Source organism: Rhizobium sp. CFBP 8752 (assembly GCF_014842035.1).
Lineage (GTDB): Bacteria > Pseudomonadota > Alphaproteobacteria > Rhizobiales > Rhizobiaceae > Neorhizobium > Neorhizobium soli.
This window is the reverse complement of record NZ_JACYUZ010000001.1, coordinates 238,829-260,013: the sequence shown is the minus strand read 5'-3', so window position 1 is coordinate 260,013 and position 21,185 is coordinate 238,829. Positions and strand designations below refer to the sequence as shown.

The following is a 21,185-nucleotide window of genomic DNA, read 5'->3' as shown; positions in this document are numbered from 1 at the left end:
GCGGGTATGCTCAGGCATTAAAGCTCAAAAGGCCCAATGTCGAGCCGGTTTTAAGAGCCTTTGGGCGCGTCGGGCTGCGTCCGCGTCGTCGGAACGCCGCGTGGTGCCATGACCGGCACGAACACGCGTCTCGATGCGCGCGCCGCAACCGGCAGCCCCTGATAGAGCCGCTTTTGCGCTTCCAGCACGATGACGCCGGAAAACACCGGCCAGAAGCGACGACCGATACGATCGAACACCTGCCGCATCTTCATGATCGTTCGCGCCTTCGACGGCGGAAAGAACAGTGCCTCGGCGCTGGCGCCTGGCGTGAAGTTCGTCTCGCGCATCAGCGTCGTCAACTGCCCGCGCGAATAGGGGCGACCGGAGCCGAAGGGCGTATGTTCCATGCGTGCCCAGACACCGCGACGGTTTGGAACGACGATCACCAACCGCCCGCCCGGCGCCAGCACCCGCCAGATTTCTTTCAGCGTCTCGCGCGGGTTTTCAGCAAATTCCAGCGAATGCACCAGCAGCACGCGATCGACCGAACTGTCCGGGAGCGGCAATTCCTCATCAAACACCAGAGCTGTGCTCGAAAGCTCGCCCGGCGGCCAGTTCACGGCCCCCTGCCCGGCCGGCATGAAGGCGAAGGTGCGCTCGGTATCGGCCCGGAAGTGATCGAGATAAGGCACGGCATATCCAAGCCCGACCAGGCGCTCCTCCGGCAGGCGCGCCCAGAGCGACGACAACGCCACGACGATCGACTGCTCGGCAAACCGGCCAAGGGCAGAATGATAGAACTCACGCAGATCGACGATATCGACGGACAAGATTAATTGCTCGCTGAAGGTGGTTGGACTTCAAGGCACCAGTCTCTACATTGTCTGCCAAGTGGAATTGAGCAAGAGGTGAGGCAGAATGAAGCCGTTGGAACTCGAAGTTTTTCCCTGCCGGAGCGATAATTTCGGCGTTCTCGTGCATGATCCCGAAAGCGGACTGACCGCTTCGATCGATGCGCCGGAAGAAAAGCCGATCATCGATGCCGCCGCCCGCCGCGGCTGGACGATCACCCACATCTTCACCACCCACCACCACACCGATCACGTGGAAGCAAACCTCGCGCTGAAGCAGAAGTTTGGACTGGAGATCATCGGCCCGGTCAACGAGGCGGTGGCGATCCCCGGCCTCGACCGGACGGTTGCAGATGGCGACGAGTTCCATTTCGGTGACCATCTCGTTCGCGTCATCGAAACGCCGGGCCACACGGCTGGACACATCTGCTTCCACTTCCCGGACGACAAGATCTTGTTTGCCGCCGATACGCTGTTTGCGCTCGGTTGCGGTCGCCTGTTCGAACGCCCAGCCGCCGACATGTGGTCTTCGCTGCAGAAGCTCGCGGTCCTGCCGGATGAGACGGCGATCTATTTCGGCCATGAATACACGCTGTCCAACGCCCGTTTCGCGTTGACGATCGATCCGGATAACGAGCGGCTGAAGACCCGCGCCGCCGAGATCGAGGAACTGCGCGCCGACGGAAAGTTCACCATTCCGACGATGATGGGCCTGGAGAAGGAAACAAACCCCTTCCTGCGCCCCGCAGATCCGGCGATCCGCCGCAACCTGATCATGGAAGGCAAAACCAACGAGGAAGTGTTTGCCGAAATCCGCAAGCGCAAGGACAGTTTCTAAAGCGATGTCGGCGCAAGAGATCATCACCACGCTTCACATGCAGCGCCACCCGGAAGGCGGCTGGTATGCGGAGACGTTTCGCGATGGAGACGGTACCGGGCGCGGCGCCTCGACGGCGATCTACTATCTGCTGCAGGCCGGCGAGAAATCTCACTGGCACCGGGTTCGCGATGCAGCGGAGGTCTGGCACTATTATGCCGGCGATCCGCTGCTGCTGAAGATATCGGACGGAAAGACCGTCGAGGAAATCCGGCTCGGTGTGGATCTGTTGAACGGCGAGCGGCCACAGGCCGTGGTGCCGGCCGATGTCTGGCAGGCAGCAGAACCGCTCGGCGCCTATACGCTGGTGGGCTGCACGGTGGCGCCGGGATTCGAGTTTGCGAGCTTCGAGATGGCAGCGCCTGGCTGGGAGCCGGGTTAAGGGCGCCGGAAAAGGATCGGCTTATTCAGCAGGCGGAAGCTTGCGTTTGCGCTCTTCACTCTTCACGAAAAAGTACGCGTAGGCAGATCCAACCGCCGCGATCGAGAGCGGTAACACGATGAATGCATAGATCTGCAAGCCAGTCATAGCAGCCTCCGTAAAATGAACCTTCCTACGAAATGTAGTATGCCTGCCGTGAAAAGCCAACAGGGGCCGGCGATTGAAAGCACCCATAAGTTCCCGACGGAGCTTGCCGGCGCATAGATCGCCGCCGCGATCGGCGCGAAGACGCCGACTGTCAGGGAGGACGTGGACGCACGATCAAATGCGTTGGCGACATACTTCACGCGTTCGTTGTCTGCCGCCGACATACCTTACTCCACCGGAAGCTGAACTGGTTTCCTCGGCCGCAGCATATCACGTGCAGCAAGCACCGCTCCACCGGTGATCAGCACGCAGGCCGCGAGAATGCGCCAGTCCGGTTCGGCAAAGCCCGAAAGCACCAGGATCAGGGTCGAGAGCAGCGGCGCGGCATAGCTTGCGGCGCCGATCACCTGGATATCGCCGTTCTTCACGCCGTAGTCCCAGGCGTAGAAGGCGGCCCCCACCGGGAGCAGGCCAAGACCGACGACCGCCGCCCATTGATTGGCGTCCGCCGGCCAGACCGTGGTCTCCAGCGCCAGATGACACACAAGCGACAATAGCGATGTGGCGAGGCAGAACCCGGTCACCACGTCGGTCGAGACACGGTCGAAGCTGCGGGTCAGCAGCGAGTACCCCGCCCAGGTGAAGGCGCAGATGAATGCCGTGCCGTAGCCCAGCGTATAGGCACCGTCGAACGACAGGCCGTTGCGCGAGACGATGGCGATCGTGCCACAAAGTCCGGCAACGGCACCGGCGACATGGTACCAGCGCAGCCGCTCGCCTGGCAGAAGCGCCGAGCCGACGACGATGAGCAGCGGCCAGAGATAGGCGATCAGACCCGCCTCGACGGCCGGCGCATTGCGCAGCGCCGTGAAATACAGGAAGTGGTAGCCGAAAAGCCCGCCGATGCCGATGATCCACACCTTGGCGGGCTGTTTGAGCAACCGGATGCGCTGCGGCCTGAAGGCGAACAGGATCAGCCCCGGCAGACTGCCGATCGCAAACGTCATCGCGTTCATCTGGAAGGGCGGAACCTTGCCGGATGCCGCCGTCATCAGCGCCAAAAGCGACCACATCAGAATGGCCGTAAAACCGATCAGCGTCCCCCGGATCTTCACTATGCCTCCTTCGGCATAAGCCGATCTTCTAATCGCCGATCTTCACGGCCGTCACGTAAAGCGGCCCCATCCTGGTCGGGATACGGGCATAGACAGGAGCATATACATTTGCGCCATCGGCCTTGGCAAACCAGATTTCCATCGGCGTCTTGCGCAGATACTCGATATCGGTGCGCCCGCGACGGAACCCGGATTTGGGCGTGTAGCGGATGGAGCAGACGATGGCCTCTCCCTTGAACCCTTCCGCCGCAAACGGCTTGGTGCCCATCGGTGACAGCACCAGATCCATGCGCGATTCTCCGTCATAGATCGGCAACCGGTTCGGGCAGATCTTGGCATCCGCCGGAAAGATCAGCCCGCTCAACGGGTCGAGCACGGAGCGAAGATCCTTGTCCGTCACCGGCACCCAGTTTTCCCGGTTGCGACGCGGCGGCGGGGTGATCTTCGTATCCGTCACATTGCCGTTGCTGTAGGAGATATCGTAGACGCGCTTCCGCTTTCCGACATTGTAGACGAGACTGTAGCGGTCGGCCTGCAGCTTTTCGCCCTGGATGCGACCCGTCACGCTGGTTTCCGCAGAAACCTTGCTGATGATATCGGCGATACCGGCAGATTTGAACGTTCCGTTGATCTTGTACTGCCCGCCGTCGAATTCGCTCGAAAAGCTCGCTGTCGCGATCGGCAGTATCCCGAGCGTGATACTGTATTGGCTGACCTGCCGGGTTTCGGCCGCGATCGAGGGCATTGCGGCACCGAAACTCACCAGAGAGGACAGGGCGACGGCGAAATATGTGCGAGAAAGCATGAACGGCCCTGACGGATGAGATGGAAGCGACGTGCCTGACGAGTGTGACTGACCATAATGGCAAGAAAACAGCGACGCGCCAGCCGCAAAAGCGCCAAGCGACGCCTTGAGAGTCCGAAACGCAAGGTTTTGGCTTGACGCGCCGGACCCCACTGACTATAGAACCGCAACTTTCCACTCAGGACCAGTTGGATCGGCATGTCGGGCATTGCCCGGAAATTGCTTCCAATTGCAGAATAGAACAAAGGTGTATCCCATGTCTCGTGTATGCGAACTGACCGGCAAGGGCGTAATGACCGGCAATAACGTCAGCCATGCCAACAACAAGACCCGTCGTCGGTTCCTGCCGAACCTGTGCCAGGTCACTCTGATCTCCGATTCGCTCGGCCAGCGCTTCCGTCTGCGGGTTTCCGCTCACGCGCTTCGCTCCGTTGAGCATCGCGGCGGTCTTGACGCTTTCCTTCTGAAGTCCAGCGAGACTGAGCTGTCCATGCGCGCTCGTCTTCTGCGTCGCCAGATTGCCAAGAAGACTGCAGAAGCAGCGACTGCTGCTGCTTAATCAGCACCTTCGACATCACCGGCTTTGAAGAGGGCTTGACCGGATAACCGGACAAGCCCTTTCTCATGGTCATATCCGCAACTGGTGGCATACCCCAGGATAAAAAAATGCAAGCGAAACGCTATACCCTTATCTATGCCCTGCTGATGGCAGCGGTCGTCGTCGCCTCGAACTTCCTCGTACAGTTCCCTGTCACAGGAAGCCTTTTCGGAGTAGCCCTTGGCGATCTCCTGACCTGGGGCGCTTTCACCTATCCCTTCGCCTTCCTCGTCACTGACCTTACCAATCGCCAGTTCGGGACGACAATCGCACGCCGTGTGGTTCTGGTCGGCTTCATCTTCGGCGTAACGTTGTCGCTCTGGGCATCCGCTCCGCGCATCGCCATCGCCTCGGGCACCGCCTATCTGGTCGGCCAGCTTCTGGACATCTCGGTGTTCAACCGCCTGCGTCGCCAGTCCTGGTGGCAGGCGCCGCTGGCAGGCTCGCTGCTCGGATCGGCGCTTGATACGCTGCTGTTCTTCTCGCTGGCATTTGCCCCGATCTTCGCCTTCCTCGGCGCCAATGACGACTTCGCCGTCGGCTGGTCTCCGATTCTGGGCGCACTCTCGACCGAAGCCCCGCGCTGGGTCTCCTGGGCGCTCGGCGACCTCGTGGTCAAGATCCTAGTCGGCATCGTTCTGTTGCTGCCCTATGGCGCGCTGATGACCGTGTTGCGGCCGATGCCGCAGGTCACTGCAAAGACCGTGTGACATAATCAAGGGGAGCCTGCAGCTCCCCTTTCTTATTCCGCGAGCCGGAATTCCAGCATCAGATTGCGCTGCAGGAAGTTGCCGTTGTCGTCCGAGACGAGGATGAGATGCGGGCGGCCGTCGGGTGCCTCGATCACGTCGAGACCTTCCATATTGTCGATCGCGTAGGTCATGTCCGCTTCGAGCAGGATTTCACCGTCGATTAGGGCATCCGGACGGATCTGTGCGGCGTCGAAGCGGCGGATGCGCATGCCGAGGCCGCCGAGGAAGCTGAAACGGCGCTCCAGCAGCAGAAAGTCGCCGTCAGGCAGAAATGCGCCATCGGTCGCGTCATAGGGGTCGTGACGGACGATCTTGAAAACGCCCTTCAGCGGTCCCTCGAGAATGGCCGCAAACATGTTGCCGTTCTGATCGAGGCTGTGTTCCGTGACCGTCACGAGCGAGCCCTTCAGCGGGCTGTCTTCAGGCGAGAGTGCCAGCGTTTCCATGCCGGCATTCATCCGCAATTCCCTACGGGGAAAGACGAAGTCTATGGTGCGCGTCGGGCCTGAAGCCTCGAAACCAGGATCCGGATAGGTCTCGATCCGGTGCAGCTGCTCGAAGCTCACCACCGCCTCGCCCTTACGCAGGGCAAGACCCTCCGCATCCGAATGGAACTTCGACCCCGGCCGCCCGCCTCTGTAGAGCAGTGGCGACACCTGCAGGCGGCTGAGACCCGAGAGACGGCCCTCCGCATCCCGTTCGATCTGCCCGGTCAGCCAGTGACCGGTATCGAGCACCGAAACAAAACTCTTACCGTCCGGCCGGAATCGGATCGCCGAAAGCGATTGCAGCATGCTGTCGTTTGAGGAGAACTGCAGCCCGCCCAGAAATTCGAGCTTGCCGAAACGGGTGGCGTCAGAGCCCGTCTTGAAACGGGAGATGGTATGGACGCTCGCCTCTATATCAGGACCTGCGGCACCGGCCGGCAGAGCGAACACTACGGTCGACATCAGTGCCGCAGCAACGGCCACGCGCAAGGACTTCACCGAAGCCCTCAGCCTGCTCGTCGCATGCGGGCGCCACGCGCGCCACGGCCACCCTGCGCCGACCGGTCGGCAAACAGTTCAGCCAGCTGCTCGGTCATCGCGCCTGCCAACTCGTCTGCGTCGACGATGGTGACAGCATTGCGATAGTAGCGCGTCACATCATGGCCGATACCAATCGCCAGCAGTTCGACCGGAGACTTGGTCTCGACCTGTTCGATCACGGCGCGCAGGTGCCGCTCCAGATAATTGCCCGGATTGACCGAAAGCGTCGAATCGTCGACCGGCGCGCCGTCGGAGATCATCATCAGGATCTTGCGCTGTTCCGGCCGCGCGATGAGACGGTTATGCGCCCACATCAGCGCCTCGCCGTCGATGTTTTCCTTTAGCAGGCCTTCGCGCATCATCAGGCCGAGATTGCGGCGCGAGCGGCGCCACGGAGCATCGGCGGACTTGTAGACGATGTGGCGCAGATCGTTGAGACGGCCGGGCGTCGCGGGCTTGCCGTTCGCAAGCCAGTTCTCGCGGCTCTGGCCGCCCTTCCAGGCTTTGGTGGTAAAGCCGAGGATCTCGACCTTCACGCCGCAGCGTTCCAGCGTGCGCGCGAGAATATCGGCGCAGGTTGCCGCAACCGTGATCGGCCGGCCGCGCATGGAGCCGGAATTGTCGATCACCAGCGTCACGACCGTATCGCGGAACTGTGTATCGCGCTCCTTCTTAAAGGAAAGCGGCTGCATCGGGTCAATGATCAGACGCACCAGGCGTGCCGGATCGAGATAGCCTTCCTCCAGGTCGAAATCCCAGGACCGGTTCTGCTGCGCCATCAGGCGACGCTGCAGCCGGTTGGCCAGACGGCCGACGGCGCCCTGCAGATGCGCGAGCTGCTTGTCGAGGAAAGCGCGCAGCCGGTCGAGTTCCGCTTCGTCACACAGCTCTTCGGCGGTGATCTCCTCGTCGAACTCCTGCGTGAAGATGTGATAATCCACCTTCTCGTTGAAATCGTCGAACGGGCTGTTCGGGCGGCGGGTTTCGCCTGGTGTCTCGGAGTGATCGTCGCTTTCGTCGGACATCTCCTCGTCCGACATTTCGGCGCCGTCCATCTCGCCTTCGTCCATGTCGTCGTCGGCAACGTCGCTCTGTTCGGCGGGCGCGGCGTCCGATCCTGCTTCTTCTTCGACTTCCTCGTTCTCGGTCTCGCCGCTGCTCGGCTGTTCCTCGTCGTTCTGGTTGTCGATGTCCTCAGGCTCGCTCTCGTCGCCGGCGAGATCCTCTGCCATCTGCATGGATGACAACATGCGGCGCACGACCTTGGAGAAGGCCTGCTGGTCCTCGATGACATTTCTCAGATTGTCGAGATCGCCGGACGCCTTGTCCTCGATGAACGGACGCCAGAGGTCGAGCACCTTGCCGGCGCTCTCGGGCGGCTTCACGCCGGTCAGCTTTTCGCGAACCAGCATGGCGATTGCTTCGCCGATCGGTGCGTCTTCCTGACGCTCGACGCCGGTGAAATTTGCCTTGGCGTATTTCTCCTGATGCATCGAGTTGAGGTTGGAGGCAACGCCGGTCATTCGCAGCGCGCCGATCGATTCGATCCGGGCCTGCTCGACCGCATCGAACACGGTGCGCGCATCCGATCCCTGCGGCGCCAGATTGGCATGCATGGCCGTATCGTGGCAGGCAATCCGCAGCGCCATAGAATCGCCGAGGCCCCTTGTGACGGCAAGCTCATGAGCCGTCGGACGCCTTGAGATTTCAGGCAGACGAATGCGATCACCGGCAAGGCCGGGGCGCTCGTTGGCGAACGACACCTCGACCTCGCCATTGGCGGCAATCGACCGGACGCAGCCGGTGATCGCCCGGCGCAACGGCTCGGTATCGACCATGCCGCTGGACTTGGGCTTCGAATTGTCTCCACGACCTGACATGGCCTGCATTTCCTTCGCTTGGCGCGTTAGGTCACGCCCCTGACGACGTTAAGCGCCGAGAACCATGTTGGCGGCACTTTCCTTGAGCTCGACGCCGAAGGCGCGCTGATACTGTTCGGCCACCAGCGTGCGCTCAAGCTCGTCGCACTTGTTGAGGAAGGTGATGCGGAAGGCAAAGGCGACATCACCGAAGATCTCGGCATTCTCGGCCCAGGTGATGACCGTACGCGGGCTCATCACGGTGGAGAGGTCGCCGTTGATGAAGGCGGAGCGGGTCAGATCGGCGACGCGCACCATCTTTGACACGGTCTCGCGACCTTCCGCCGTCTTGCCGAACGACTTCACCTTGGCGGCAACGATATCGACTTCCTTCTGGTGCGGCAGGTAGTTCAACGTTGTCACGATCGACCAGCGGTCCATCTGTGCCTGGTTGATCTGCTGGGTGCCGTGATAAAGGCCGGTCGTATCTCCCAGACCAACCGTGTTGGCGGTCGAGAAGATGCGGAACGCAGGGTGCGGACGAATGACGCGGCTCTGGTCGAGAAGCGTCAGGCGGCCCGACGATTCCAGCACGCGCTGAATGACGAACATCACGTCGGGACGGCCTGCATCGTACTCATCGAACACAAGTGCGACATTGTGCTGGTAGGCCCAGGGCAGGATGCCGTCCTTGAATTCGGTAACCTGCTTGCCGTCCTTCAGGACGATCGCGTCCTTGCCGACGAGATCGATACGGCTGACGTGGCTGTCGAGGTTGACGCGCACGCAAGGCCAGTTGAGGCGGGCGGCAACCTGCTCGATATGGGTTGATTTGCCGGTCCCGTGGAAACCGGACACCATGACGCGGCGGTTATGGGCAAAGCCTGCGAGGATAGCGAGCGTCGTGTCGCGGTCGAACAGGTAGTCCGGATCGAGGTCCGGAACGTAAGGGTCGCCGTGGCTGTAGGCCGGAACCCTCAAATCGGTATCAATGCCGAAAACATCCCGGACAGATACTGTGGTGTCGGGAAGGTTGGAAATGTCTAAGTCGATCTTGCTCATCATAACTCCAGGGCACGGGCAAATGCCCGGCCTTCATCCTCGCTGCCATATGTTTTTACGGCTTAGCAGAAACCCGCCTGCTTCAACAACTGGTATGCTTGAATGACAGCGCGAAAACGGTCTTCAGAACCGCGGTCTCCGCCATTGGCATCCGGGTGGTGCTTCTTGACCAGTTCCTTGTAGCGCCGCTTGATATCGGTCGAATTCGAGTTTGCCGCCAGTTCCAGCGTATCGAAAGCCTTGGCTTCCAGCGTTTTCAGCTTTCGTCCCTGCGTTTCGAACCGTCCACCGGTGCCCGCCCGGGCCTGAGAAACGAAACCGAACGGATCCTTGAAACGCTGCTGCGCGTAAGCAGTTCCGCTGGCGCCGCCTGCACTGGAGCGCGCGCTCGAATGCAATGGCCCGTCTTTCGCCGCCTTGTTGACGCCAACCGTCCATGTGGGGCGATGACCGGTGATCGCTTCCTTCTGGTAGCGCGCAATCTCACCATCCGACAGGCCGGAGAAATAGTTGTAACCCTTGTTGTATTCCTTCACATGCTCGAAGCAGAACAGGAAGAACTGTCCTTCCGCATTTCGACCCACGGGCGCGCGGTGGGCGCCGGGCTTGTCGCACCCGTCCCACTGGCAGGTCGGAGCCTGCGCAGCCGTTTCCTGCTGCCTGTTCCGGCGCGTCCGGATACGGTCGAAATATTTGGAATCGAGTTTCATAAGGCTCCTATTATGGGGCCGCCTTCAGGACGGGACAAGAATTGACAAACCGGTTTGTTGCTGGTTTCTGAGATGCCCTTCTGCGTCGCCCTGCCTGCCATCAAAGGAAGCCGAACATGACCGTAAGAGCCCGCATCGAAGCTACGCTTCGCGACAACCTTGCCCCCGATCGGCTTGAGGTGATCGACGAGAGCCAGCATCACGCCGGACATCAGCCGGATATTACAGGAACCGGCGAGACCCATATGCGGGTGCGGATCGTGTCTCCGGCATTTGCGGGAAAGAGCCGTCTCGACCGGCACCGGGCCGTGAATGCGCTGCTGAAGCCCGAACTCGACGCAGGCCTGCACGCGCTGGCCGTGGAAGCCGCAGCACCGGGCGAAGCCACCCGCTGGTAGCGGAGACTTATTCGCCTGGTAGAGCCGTCTCAACTGCCGGGCGGATTCTGAGCCGCGTGATGCGGTTCTTCTCGCGCTTCAGGACGATGAAGCGCTTGCCGTGGAAGGTGAAGGCCTGACGCTCTTCGGGGATGAGCTTCGATTCGTGGATGACGAGGCCGGCGATCGTCGTCGCCTCTTGATCGGGAAGGCTCCAGCCGAGCGCCCGGTTGAGATCGCGGATCGGCACCGAGCCATCGACCAGGATCGAGCCGTCGGCTTCCTGGCGCACGCCACGGACCTCGATATCATGCTCGTCTGCGATATCGCCGACGATTTCCTCGAGAATATCCTCCAGCGTGACGATGCCCTGCACCTCGCCATATTCGTCGACCACGACGGCGAAATGCACCTTGCGCTTCAGGAATGCGGCAAGCTGGTCCTTGAGGCTGGTACTATCAGGCACAAACCACGGCCGCTGGGCGATCTTCACAACATCGACAGGGGCCCCGTCGGCCTCCACGTCGGCAAGTGTGCGCAACAGGTCCTTGGCATGCAGCACGCCGATAATGTTTTCGGTCGAATTGCGCCACACCGGCATGCGGGTATAGGGGCTTTCCAACACGGTGCGCACCAGAACCTCGGGCGGATCGTCGGCGTTCAAGGCGCGCATGACGGTGCGATGCCGCATAACGTCGGAGACTTCGAGCTCCTGAAGCTCGAACAGTCCGCTCAGCCGGTTGCGGTCCCGCTGCACGGGATCGCGCTCCCGGTGCCGGGCCTCGAGTGCCGAATGCAGATCGTCGCGGTCCGCAAAGACCAGCGTTTCCGGTGACAGCGACAGGCCGGACATGCGAAGCAGGCGGCGGATGACCGCGTTCAGCAGGCGCGATGGCAGGCTGCGTTTCGCGCTCATCGGCTCCGCTTTTCGTCAAGAAAGCTCAGCACTTCGGAAGACGGTACATCGTCGGCAACAAAGGACTGGCCGATCCCGTGGGTGAGGATGAAGGTGAGCTTGCCGCTCTTGACCTTCTTGTCCTGCGCAATCGCATCGAGAAGCTTTTGCGTCGGCGGCAAGTCACCTGGAATGTCGCTGATCCTGGTCGGCAGGCCGACGGCTTTCAGATGCGCCTCGACCCGGCTGGCATCATCAGGGCTTGCAAGGTTCATGCGGGCCGAAAACTGGTAGGCCAGCACCATGCCGATCGCGACGCCTTCGCCATGAACGAGGCGCTTCCCGTCATAGTCGACGGCGGCTTCCAGCGCATGGCCGAACGTGTGGCCGAGATTGAGGAGCGCGCGACGGCCGGTTTCCCGCTCGTCTTCCACGACCACATCGGATTTCGACTGGCAGCTTCTGGCAATCGCCTCGATCCGCTCGGGCGCACCTGAGAACACCGCCTTCCAGTTCTTTTCCAGCCAGTCGAAGAAATCCGGCTGGTCAATCAGTCCGTATTTGGCGACTTCGGCGTAACCTGCCCGAAACTCCCGCTCGGACAGCGTGTCGAGTGCTGCGGTATCGGCGAGAACCAGATCCGGCTGGTGGAAGACGCCGAGCAGGTTCTTGCCGTGACGGGTGTTGATGCCCGTCTTGCCGCCGACGGACGAATCCACCTGCGCCAGAAGCGAGGTCGGGATCTGCACGAAGCGCACGCCGCGCCGCACGATGCCCGCCGCAAACCCTGCGAGATCGCCGATCACGCCGCCGCCAAGCGCGATCACCGCATCGTTACGTTCAATCCGCGCCGACAGAACCATGTCGCAGACGGTTGACAGGTGTTCGAGGCTCTTGGTCTTTTCGCCAGCCGGCAGCGTCAACGACACGGCTTCGATGCCGTCGGTCTGCAGACTGTCCATCAGTGCTTCGAGATAGAGCGGCGCCACATTTTCGTCCGTGACGATGGCTGCACGGCGACCTTTCAGCCGCGAGGTGATCTCGCCGCCGGCGCGCTCGATGAGGCCGGGGCCGATCAGAATATCGTAGGCGCGCCCTTGGAGCGGCACATGCACCAGGCGTTCGGAAGCACGGGAGAATTGGTTCATGGCATGTCACCTGTCTTTGCAAGGCCGGCCTTGGGAAGCCCGGCCAGCGCTTTTAGCACCTCGTTGACCATCACGTCCTTGCGGACATTATGCGACAGCACGGTGAGATCGGCTTCGGCATAGATCGGGTAGCGCTGGATCATCAGGTTCTCCAGCGTCTGCTTCGGGTTTTCGGTTTTCAGAAGCGGGCGGTGATCGCGCCGGTTGACGCGCTCCCACAGAACATCCAGATCCGCCTTCAGCCACAGCGAAACGCCGCCGGCCTTGATCTGCGCGCGGGTCGCCTCGTTGATGAAGGCACCGCCGCCGGTGGAGACCACCCGCGGTCCCTGCTTCAGCAACCGCTCGATAACCCGCGTTTCCAGCGCCCGGAACTCCGTTTCGCCGTATGATGCGAAAAGCTCCGAGATCGTCATGCGGGAGACTTTTTCGATTTCCGCGTCCGTATCGACGAAGGGCACGTTGAGAGCCTGGGCGACCAGCTTTCCGATCACCGACTTGCCCGCTCCCATCAGGCCGACAAGGGTCAGGTTGCGGCCATCGAGTGCCGCGCTCGCCCGCTGCTTGAGCGACTGTTCCGCAATGGATGCAACTTCGTTCATCGTCTCGTCCGTTTGCGAAACGGTATCGACAAATGCGGGATGGGCGTCAAGCCGCGCGGCGCCTGAAACACCGCCCTCACCGTTTCTTCTTGTCGATCTATAAACATTTACGGATATAGTGCAGCGCAACGAAGCGGAGTTCTCGATGCCTACCCTGTTCCGGTTTCTATTCGTGCTCGCGGTGATCGCTGGCATCATCTACGGAAGCATGGTGGCACTGGTCTTTCTGGTGGAGCCGCGCGAACGCGATGTCACCGTGCGCGTGCCCTCCGAACGGCTGAACCCGCCCGCCCAGAAGCCCTGACCGCCTGACAAGGATAGGACGAACCAATGGCCGACCTGTCTCGCGCTCACATCGAAGCCTTTCTGGAAATGATGAGCGCCGAACGCGGTGCGGCGATGAACACGCTTTCGTCCTATGAGCGCGATCTGGAGGACATGCATTCCTTCCTCGCGACCCACAAATCGACGCCGTCGTCTGCGCAAAGCGCCGATCTGTCGGCCTATCTTAGCCATCTCGGCAAGCAGGGCTTTGCCGCGTCCTCGCAGGCAAGACGCCTTTCTGCCATGCGGCAATTCTACAAGTTCCTCTATGCCGAAGGCCTTCGGACCGACGATCCGACATCCATTCTGGACGCCCCGAAGAAGGGCCGTTCGCTGCCGAAGATCATGACCGAGGCAGACGTGACACGTCTCTTAAGTCTTGCCATCGAGGAAGCGGCACAGCCGGGACCCGATCAGATTTCCCGCGCCCGCATGCTGGCGCTGCTCGAGCTTCTGTATGCAACGGGGATGCGGGTGAGCGAACTCGTCTCACTGCCGGCAAAGGTGCTGGACCAGGAAGGCCGGTTCCTGATGGTGCGCGGCAAGGGCAACAAAGAACGGCTGGTGCCGCTCTCCCGCTCGGCCATCGCCGCGATGAAAGTTTATGGCGAAATGCGGAGCAGCCGCGAAAAAGATGCGGAGAGCATCTGGCTCTTCCCTTCCAGCAGCAAGGAAGGTTATCTTCCCCGCCAGGTTTTCGCCCGCGACCTCAAGGGACTGGCGGCGCGGGCGGGCTTAAAAACCGCTGCGATCTCGCCGCATGTGATGCGTCACGCCTTTGCAAGCCATCTTTTGGCAAACGGCGCCGACCTTCGAGTGGTACAGGAACTGCTTGGACATTCAGACATTTCCACCACTCAAATATACACTCATGTCCTGGAAGAACGGCTTCGCCAGACGGTGCAAACACATCACCCTCTTGCAAAACAGGCCAAAAACCGGGATTAGAAGCCCCGATCGAAAATTGGAACGCTACGTTCCTCAAGAGAAAAACAACCGGAAACCGGATCTCATGCAAACGTATCTCGACTTCGAAAAGCCAATCTCTGACCTCGAGGGCAAGATCCACGAGCTCAAGAAGCTCACGGACGAGAATGAAGGCATAGACACGACCGACGAGATTACCCGCCTTGAAGGCCGGGTGAAGGAAGCGGTCAAGGACATCTATTCCAAGCTCGGCGCCTGGGAGAAGACGCAGGTTGCCCGCCATCCGCAGCGCCCGCATTTCGTCGATTATGCCGCAAAGCTGTTTACCGATTTCACGCCGCTTGCCGGCGACCGCAATTTCGGTGAAGACGCGGCGATCCAGGCAGGCCTTGCCCGTTTCAACGGTATGCCTGTCGCGCTGATGGGCCAGGAAAAGGGTCACGACACCAAGAGCCGCCTGAAGCACAATTTCGGCAGCCCGCGTCCCGAAGGCTATCGCAAGGCGATCCGCATCATGGAAATGGCCGACCGCTTCGGTCTTCCGATCATCTCCCTGATTGATACGGCAGGCGCCTATCCGGGCGTCGGCGCGGAAGAGCGCGGCCAGGCGGAAGCCATCGCCCGCTCGACGGAAATGTGCCTTGGCGTGAAAGTCCCGTTGATCTCCATCGTCATCGGCGAAGGCGGCTCCGGCGGTGCGATTGCCATCGCCACCGGCAACCGGGTCTATATGCTCGAGCACTCGATCTATTCGGTCATCTCGCCGGAAGGCGCCGCCTCCATCCTGTGGCGCGATTCGACCCGCGCCCGTGAAGCTGCGACTAACATGAAGATCACCTCCGACGACCTGAAGGGTCTCGGCATCATCGACGAGATCATTCCGGAGCCGATCGGCGGCGCGCATCGCGACCCGGAAACCGTTATTGCTGCCACCGGCAAGGTGATTGCTTCGGCTCTGGAAGAACTTGGGAAGCTCTCCGGCATCGAGTTGCGCAACCAGCGCCGGCAGAAATTCCTCGATATCGGCCGCAACCTGTAGGATTAGGCGTAAAACCGATCGTCTGCCCCTGAAATTGCCAAAATCGCCGGTATAGGACTTTGGCAATTGCCGGTGTGCGGTGAAAACCGCGGCGGTTTCGCTAGACAGCCGCGTGCAAGCGTTTAAGAAGATGTAAAGCTTACCGTCTTATTGATCGTGTCTCGTACGGTTTTGTTCGCCATTCCTGATATGTGGTTTGTCTCGATGCGCCTGAAACACATCGCCTTCGCCCTTCTTGTCGCAACGGCCCTTACCGGCTGTAACGATACGCTGGACTCTGCAAAGATCGATCTCTCGACCGTCAAGAACAAGAAGGAGCAGCCTCTTCCTTCCAGCATCGTTGCCGAGATGCAAAAGAGGAACATGCCGCGCCAGTCGCCGATCATGATCCGTATCCTCAAGGAAGAGGGTAAGCTCGAGATCTGGAAGGCAAAGGCCGACAACCGCTTCGACGTCATCAAGAGCTATGATATATGCGCCTGGTCCGGCAAGCTCGGACCGAAGGTGAAGGAAGGCGACCGCCAGGCGCCTGAAGGCTTCTACAGCCTGACCCCTGCGCACCTGAACCCCAATTCGCAGTATTATCTCGCGATCAACACCGGCTTTCCGAACCGCTATGACGCCGCCAACGGCCGCAGCGGCACCAATCTGATGATCCACGGCGCCTGCTCGTCGTCGGGTTGCTACTCCATGACCGACGAACAGGTTCTGGAAATCTACGCCTTTGCACGCGACGCCTTCAAGGGCGGCCAGACCTCGATCCAGCTGCAGGCGCTTCCCTTCCGCATGAGCGCGGAAAACATGGTGCGCCACCGCGACAACCAGAACTACGACTTCTGGAAGATGATCAAGACCGGCTACGACAATTTCGAAGTGACGAAGCGCCCGCCGGAAGTGAACGTCTGCGAAAAGAAGTACGTTTTCAACCAGCAGACCGACAGCAACGGCAAGTTCGCACCGGCCGCCGCCTGCCCGACCATGTCGACGCCGCCGACGCTGGTATCCGCACTGTCGTCCTATTCCAAGACCTACGAACTCGCCTATCAGAAGGCGATGGACAAGTATGACGGCAAAGTCTGGTACGAACCGACGGAAGCCGAGCGCAAGGCCGTCGTTGCCGGCAAGCGCAAGGGCCGTGAACTCGCCTATGCGCCGACAGGCACCTCGCTGGAAGCCGGCAAGCTGCTGAGCCAGTCGGAATTCAAGCAGATGATGGAAAAGCGCATGGCCTCAGGCGGCGAGAAGCCGGCGACCACCGTGCTTGCCTCCGCTGGCCCGACGTCTGCCCGTACAGCCTCGATCAACGAGCGTATGATGGTAAAGCAGGACCGCCTGCCTGCAACGACGACCGGCTCGATTGCCAATACGCAGTTGCGTGGCGCCCAGACCGCCAGCGTTCCATCGGCGCCGGCACCACAGGCTGCAACGCCGACCGTTCAGACAGCGCAGGGCACGACCGTTGCCGTTCCTGTGCCGGAACAGAACCCGCTTGCCTATACGGCAACACAGCCGGTGACCGAGACCGCCAAGAAGCCCGCCTGGAAGTTCTGGTCCAAGGACTGACGCCAGTGCCTGGGGAAGCCCTCGGAGAGACCTATGATCTTCGCGGGCTGAAATGCCCCCTGCCCGTGCTGAAGACCCGCAAGCGTCTGAAGTCCATGGAGACGGGCGCGTCTCTTACCCTGGAAACCACCGATCCGCTTGCAGGCATCGATATCCCGCATTTCTGCAGCCAGGACGGCCACGTCCTGCTCTCGTCCGAGCGGACCGAGACGGGCCACAGGTTCGTGATCCGCAAGGGTTGATTGCGCAACAGCATCAAATCGAAAATTGGAACTGGCGATGCAGCCTTAGAACTGCATGCCCGGCACGGCCAGCGGATTGTCTTCGAGCGCCGCACGATCCGGACGATCGATCTGCGGCTTGCCCGTGAAGGCCGCGAAAAGATCCTGCACGAACGCCTCCGGCAGATCCTGGGTGATCAGCACCATCCGCGTCAGCCGATCGGAGCCTTCAGGCCATTTCGCCAACCGTTCCGGCGGATGGAAAATGCTCTGCACGCCGTGCAGCACCAGCGGACGCTCGAGATTATCAGACATCGCCACGATCGCCTTCATGCGAAGAAGCTTTTCGCCATGCGCCGAACGCAGCAGATCCACGAACATGCTGAGCGCCATCGGCTCGATCGGCTTGTCGTGGACGATCGAGAAGGAGCGGATGTTGGCGCCGTGCCGGTTTACATCGTGATGATGATGGCCGTGATCATGGGGATCGTGCTTATGGTCGTGATGGTCGTGCCCGTGCCCATGAGCCTCATGCGCGTGATCGTGCGCCACTTCTTCCCGCAGCCAGCGGCCGACATCGGCGATCTTTGTTTCCGGATCGTAGAGCCCGTTGACGAGGATCGCGGCGGCACCGGTGCTTTCGTCATCGCCATCGACGATGGGTGCCCGCGGGTTGAGCGCGCGCAGCCGGGCCCGCAGCGCGTCGCTCTCCTCCGGTGTGGACATGGAAAGCTTGGAGAGAACCAGCCGGTCGGCGACCGCAGCCTGCTTGACCGCTTCCGGATGACGATCGAGCGTCGAGATACCGTTGACCGCATCGACAACGGTGACGACGCCGTCGAGCTCGAAATTCTGCGCGATGACCGGGTTTCCCATGACCGAATGCATGACCGGCGCCGGATCGGCAAGGCCTGTCGTTTCGATGACCACCCGGTGGATCGGCTTCAGCCGCCCGGTCTGCACGCCGTCCATCAGCGTGGCGAGCGTATCGATCAGCTCTCCGCGCACGGTGCAGCACAGGCAGCCGTTGGAAAGTTCAAGCAGCGCATCGCCGGAGCTTTCGACCAGGAAATTGTCGATGCTCACATCGCCGAATTCGTTGATGATGACGGCCGTGTTGCTGGCGGCCGGATCCTTCAGGATCCGGTTGAGAAGCGTGGACTTGCCCGCCCCCAGAAAGCCGGTGAGGATGGAAACCGGAATGCGACCGCTAAAGGACATGTTTTAGTACCTTAAAGTTCAGCCCGCTCTTTAGAGATTGGCTGGGCGCGGCTGCGGGATCGGCACGGACTTTGTGCCCGTATTGGCATCCGGCACGTCTTCGCCGCCGAGGATGAGGCTTGTCACCGCATATTGCGGTGGCCGCGTCATCTCGTGGATAAAGGGCGAATGCAGAACGGTTCGCCCGGCATCGTCGCGATTTTCACTGCGGACTTTGGCAGCCTTCGGATTGCAGATCTCGGCGCTGACATCATTCACCTCGGCCGTGTTTCCATAGGGCGGCAGCGAGGCGAGCGGCACGCCTTCGTTTGCCTGGGAGGTGAGCCCCTGCTGCAGAAGGTTCGCAGTATCATCCGCCCGGCCGGCGAGACTGTCGGACCCGAGCACGACCGAAATCACCGTGCGGCCGTTGCGGGTGGCCGAGCCGATCTGGTTGAAGCCGGCGGCGCAGATGAAACCGGTCTTCATGCCGTCGGCCCCATCAAAGCGGCCGATCAGCGTGTTGAAGTTCGGATACTGCTTCTTGCCGGTATCGATGCCTTCAAGCGAGAAATAGCTCTGGTACTGCGGAAATTCCCGCTTCAGCGCCAGCGTCAGCACGGCGAGATCGCGCGCCGTGGTAAACTGGCCCTTGCCCGGCAAGCCATGCGGATTGATGAAATGGCTCGATGCCATGCCGAGCCCCTGCGCTTCGGAATTCATCATTTCCACGAACTGGTCGAGCGAGCCACCCACCGTTTCGGCGACGGCCACGGCGATATCGTTGGCAGACTTGACGAGAAGGATCTTCATCGCATTGTCGAGCGTCAGCCGCGTGCCCGGTTTGAAATACATCTTGCTGGCCGGCTGGTCCGTCGCCTTCTTGCTCATCACCACCTGGGTTTCGAGCGAAAGACGGCCGCTTTTGATCGCCTTGAAGGTGACATAGGCCGTCATCAGCTTGGTCAGCGAAGCCGGATACCATTTCAGGAACGCATCCTGATGGGCGATGACCCGCCCGCTCTTCACATCGACGATCAGCCGCGGATTGGCCGCAGCGCTGCCGGCGGAAACGAGGAGGCCTAGTGCCGCAATGGCGGAGACCACCCGAACGGCGGTCGCGGATTTCAGATGCAAGAATGACAAGAGCGTTCCTCGTCGCTGGAGCCGGGAATGGAGGCCCGAAACGTTTGGCGCATATGTGGCCACTGTGGCCAAGCAATGGCAAAGATGATTGATTACGTCAATCAGGCGAGGCACACTCCCTTCGGGAGGATGGGTCACAACCTTATGAACAGCAGCAGCGACAGGAAATCCGAATGCCCATCTTGAACCGAGCCGCCGAACTTCAAGGCGAAGTCAGCGAATGGCGCCGACACCTCCATCAGACCCCCGAAATCCTCTATGACGTCGTTGAGACCGCAGCCTTCGTAGCCGCTAAGCTGAAGGAATTCGGCGTCGACGAGGTCGCGACCGGCATCGGCCGCACCGGCGTTGTCGGCATCATCAGGGGCAAGGGCGCCGCGGGCTCAGGCGCAGGGAGCAGTGGACGCACGATCGGTCTGCGCGCCGACATGGACGCGCTGCCGCTGACCGAACTCACGGGAAAGACCTGGGCCTCGAAAACCCCTGGCAAGATGCATGCCTGCGGCCATGACGGGCACACGTCCATGCTGCTGGGTGCTGCAAAATACCTTGCCGAAACCCGCAATTTCGAAGGCTCCGTGGCGCTGATCTTCCAGCCCGCCGAAGAAGGCGGCGCCGGCGCGCTGGCGATGATCGAAGACGGCATGATGGAGCGCTTCGGCATCGACGAAGTCTACGGCATGCACAATATGCCGGGCATTCCGGTCGGCCAGTTTGCCATCCGCAAGGGCGGCATCATGGCCGCACCCGACCGCTTCACCATCACCATCAAGGGTCGCGGCGGCCACGCGGCCCAGCCTCACAAGACGATCGACCCGATCTTCATCGGCTCGCAGCTGGTGGGCAGCCTGCAGGCAATCGCCGCCCGCAATGCGGACCCCGTCCAGTCGGTGGTGATATCAGTGACCCGCTTCGATGCCGGAACGACACACAATATCATCCCCGACAACGCGATCATCATGGGCACCGTGCGCACGCTGAACGAGGACACCCGCGATCTCGCCGAAAACCGCATCCGCCAGATCGTCGAAGGCTTGGCAAGCGCCCACGGCGCCGGCTGGTCGATCGACTATGAGCGCAAATGCCCTGTCACCTCCAACCACGACAGCGAGACCGACCACGCAATCGGCGTCGCCTCATCGATCGTCGGCGCCGCCAATGTGGATGCCAACGTCGAACCGACCATGGCCGGCGAAGACTTCGCCTTCATGCTCAAACGCCGCCCCGGCGCCTTCATCTTCATCGGCAACGGCGATACGGCAGCGCTGCACAACCCCAACTACGACTTCGACGACGAAGCCCTCGCCTACGGCATCTCCTACTGGGTCAAGCTCACGGAGCAGCGCCTGTCACCATAACCCGCAGAAAAACACTTGGCTAAACGCATCACCTTTTGTATGGGTTTTGCCGAGTGGTCCCATAGCTCAGCAGGATAGAGCGCAAGATTCCTAATCTTGAGGCCATTGGTTCGAATCCAATTGGGATCACCACATTTGCAGGACTTTTGGGACGTCCGCGTTCCCGCGTTCCCACAAACTGATCATTCGCTGGCTGATTACGTCCGAGTTCGCTCAG

General features: G+C 61.0%; 22 protein-coding genes, 1 tRNA gene and 1 pseudogene. 12 read left to right on the top strand and 12 right to left on the bottom strand.

Annotation, left to right across the window (positions count from 1 at the left end; translation table 11 throughout):
- Positions 1-50 precede the first annotated feature (50 nt).
- A complete protein-coding gene (locus tag IFT59_RS01195) occupies positions 51-812 on the bottom strand; it encodes a class I SAM-dependent methyltransferase (protein ID WP_192085767.1) in 762 nt (253 codons plus the stop codon).
- 88 nt (positions 813-900) lie between these two features.
- Here IFT59_RS01195 and gloB point away from each other — a divergent pair, with 88 nt between their 5' ends.
- Positions 901-1,671 (top strand): hydroxyacylglutathione hydrolase, encoded by a 771-nt coding sequence (gene gloB / locus IFT59_RS01190; RefSeq protein WP_192085765.1) that lies wholly within the window; start codon positions 901-903, stop codon positions 1,669-1,671.
- A gap of 4 nt (positions 1,672-1,675) precedes the next feature.
- The gene (locus IFT59_RS01185) at positions 1,676-2,092 is read left to right on the top strand and encodes a cupin domain-containing protein (protein WP_192085763.1); all 417 of its coding nucleotides are present in this window, start codon (positions 1,676-1,678) and stop codon (positions 2,090-2,092) included.
- 374 nt (positions 2,093-2,466) lie between these two features.
- On the opposite strand, the gene yddG is transcribed toward IFT59_RS01185, so the two are convergent.
- The gene (yddG, locus tag IFT59_RS01180; protein WP_192085761.1) at positions 2,467-3,354 is read right to left on the bottom strand and encodes an aromatic amino acid exporter YddG; all 888 of its coding nucleotides are present in this window, start codon (positions 3,352-3,354) and stop codon (positions 2,467-2,469) included.
- 28 nt (positions 3,355-3,382) lie between these two features.
- Positions 3,383-4,159: a DUF3108 domain-containing protein gene (locus tag IFT59_RS01175; protein WP_192085759.1), complete on the bottom strand. Its 777-nt coding sequence runs from the start codon at positions 4,157-4,159 to the stop codon at positions 3,383-3,385.
- Positions 4,160-4,415: 256 nt separating this feature from the next.
- Between IFT59_RS01175 and rpmB the strand changes: the two genes are divergently transcribed.
- Positions 4,416-4,718: a 50S ribosomal protein L28 gene (gene rpmB / locus IFT59_RS01170; RefSeq protein WP_062461777.1), complete on the top strand. Its 303-nt coding sequence runs from the start codon at positions 4,416-4,418 to the stop codon at positions 4,716-4,718.
- A gap of 107 nt (positions 4,719-4,825) precedes the next feature.
- Positions 4,826-5,467 carry a queuosine precursor transporter gene (locus IFT59_RS01165; protein WP_062461780.1) on the top strand — a complete coding sequence of 214 codons (642 nt, stop codon included), beginning with the start codon at positions 4,826-4,828 and terminating at the stop codon, positions 5,465-5,467.
- Positions 5,468-5,499: 32 nt separating this feature from the next.
- On the opposite strand, the gene IFT59_RS01160 is transcribed toward IFT59_RS01165, so the two are convergent.
- The 4 genes from IFT59_RS01160 to IFT59_RS01145 form a co-directional block, all read right to left on the bottom strand.
- Positions 5,500-6,459, bottom strand: a complete 960-nt coding sequence (locus IFT59_RS01160; RefSeq protein ID WP_113166689.1) for an esterase-like activity of phytase family protein — start codon at positions 6,457-6,459, stop codon at positions 5,500-5,502.
- A gap of 44 nt (positions 6,460-6,503) precedes the next feature.
- Complete coding sequence (gene cobT / locus IFT59_RS01155; RefSeq protein WP_192085757.1) at positions 6,504-8,417, bottom strand: cobaltochelatase subunit CobT; 1,914 nt, start codon at positions 8,415-8,417, stop codon at positions 6,504-6,506.
- Positions 8,418-8,465: 48 nt separating this feature from the next.
- Positions 8,466-9,458: a cobaltochelatase subunit CobS gene (gene cobS, locus IFT59_RS01150; protein ID WP_092660946.1), complete on the bottom strand. Its 993-nt coding sequence runs from the start codon at positions 9,456-9,458 to the stop codon at positions 8,466-8,468.
- 62 nt (positions 9,459-9,520) lie between these two features.
- The gene (locus tag IFT59_RS01145) at positions 9,521-10,168 is read right to left on the bottom strand and encodes a J domain-containing protein (protein ID WP_062461786.1); all 648 of its coding nucleotides are present in this window, start codon (positions 10,166-10,168) and stop codon (positions 9,521-9,523) included.
- Between the two features lie 116 nt (positions 10,169-10,284).
- Here IFT59_RS01145 and IFT59_RS01140 point away from each other — a divergent pair, with 116 nt between their 5' ends.
- Positions 10,285-10,566, top strand: a complete 282-nt coding sequence (locus tag IFT59_RS01140; protein WP_113111775.1) for a BolA family protein — start codon at positions 10,285-10,287, stop codon at positions 10,564-10,566.
- Positions 10,567-10,573: 7 nt separating this feature from the next.
- Here IFT59_RS01140 and IFT59_RS01135 read toward each other — a convergent pair.
- The 3 genes and pseudogenes from IFT59_RS01135 to IFT59_RS01125 all read right to left on the bottom strand — a co-directional run.
- A pseudogene (locus IFT59_RS01135) lies at positions 10,574-11,437 on the bottom strand (transporter associated domain-containing protein); the annotation flags it as partial.
- Positions 11,438-11,457: 20 nt separating this feature from the next.
- Positions 11,458-12,588, bottom strand: a complete 1,131-nt coding sequence (aroB, locus tag IFT59_RS01130; RefSeq protein WP_192085754.1) for a 3-dehydroquinate synthase — start codon at positions 12,586-12,588, stop codon at positions 11,458-11,460.
- Positions 12,585-13,190, bottom strand: coding sequence for a shikimate kinase (locus IFT59_RS01125; protein WP_192077813.1), 606 nt, complete (start codon positions 13,188-13,190; stop codon positions 12,585-12,587). Before IFT59_RS01125 ends, aroB begins: the two co-directional genes overlap by 4 nt.
- A gap of 145 nt (positions 13,191-13,335) precedes the next feature.
- Here IFT59_RS01125 and IFT59_RS01120 point away from each other — a divergent pair, with 145 nt between their 5' ends.
- From IFT59_RS01120 to IFT59_RS01100, 5 genes are all read left to right on the top strand, one after another.
- Positions 13,336-13,494 (top strand): hypothetical protein, encoded by a 159-nt coding sequence (locus IFT59_RS01120; protein WP_092660944.1) that lies wholly within the window; start codon positions 13,336-13,338, stop codon positions 13,492-13,494.
- A gap of 26 nt (positions 13,495-13,520) precedes the next feature.
- Entirely contained in the window at positions 13,521-14,462 is a 942-nt protein-coding gene (xerD, locus tag IFT59_RS01115; RefSeq protein WP_192085752.1) for a site-specific tyrosine recombinase XerD, read from the top strand.
- Positions 14,463-14,526: 64 nt separating this feature from the next.
- The gene (locus IFT59_RS01110; protein WP_092659372.1) at positions 14,527-15,480 is read left to right on the top strand and encodes an acetyl-CoA carboxylase carboxyltransferase subunit alpha; all 954 of its coding nucleotides are present in this window, start codon (positions 14,527-14,529) and stop codon (positions 15,478-15,480) included.
- 204 nt (positions 15,481-15,684) lie between these two features.
- On the top strand, positions 15,685-17,043 hold the full coding sequence (locus IFT59_RS01105; RefSeq protein WP_113166688.1) for a L,D-transpeptidase family protein: 1,359 nt from the start codon (positions 15,685-15,687) through the stop codon (positions 17,041-17,043).
- A 5-nt stretch (positions 17,044-17,048) separates the two neighbouring features.
- Positions 17,049-17,285, top strand: a complete 237-nt coding sequence (locus IFT59_RS01100) for a sulfurtransferase TusA family protein (RefSeq protein ID WP_062461809.1) — start codon at positions 17,049-17,051, stop codon at positions 17,283-17,285.
- A gap of 45 nt (positions 17,286-17,330) precedes the next feature.
- Here the strand turns inward: IFT59_RS01100 and IFT59_RS01095 are convergent, their stop codons facing one another.
- Both IFT59_RS01095 and IFT59_RS01090 read right to left on the bottom strand, forming a co-directional pair.
- Positions 17,331-18,485 (bottom strand): CobW family GTP-binding protein, encoded by a 1,155-nt coding sequence (locus IFT59_RS01095; protein WP_192085750.1) that lies wholly within the window; start codon positions 18,483-18,485, stop codon positions 17,331-17,333.
- A gap of 30 nt (positions 18,486-18,515) precedes the next feature.
- Positions 18,516-19,601 carry a D-alanyl-D-alanine carboxypeptidase family protein gene (locus tag IFT59_RS01090; protein WP_244476246.1) on the bottom strand — a complete coding sequence of 362 codons (1,086 nt, stop codon included), beginning with the start codon at positions 19,599-19,601 and terminating at the stop codon, positions 18,516-18,518.
- 182 nt (positions 19,602-19,783) lie between these two features.
- On the opposite strand from IFT59_RS01090, the gene IFT59_RS01085 reads away from it, so the two are divergent.
- Together IFT59_RS01085 and IFT59_RS01080 are read left to right on the top strand one after the other, a co-directional pair.
- The gene (locus tag IFT59_RS01085) at positions 19,784-20,968 is read left to right on the top strand and encodes a M20 aminoacylase family protein (RefSeq protein WP_113166672.1); all 1,185 of its coding nucleotides are present in this window, start codon (positions 19,784-19,786) and stop codon (positions 20,966-20,968) included.
- A 55-nt stretch (positions 20,969-21,023) separates the two neighbouring features.
- Positions 21,024-21,100 (top strand) — tRNA-Arg (locus tag IFT59_RS01080).
- The last annotated feature ends 85 nt before the right edge of the window (positions 21,101-21,185 follow it).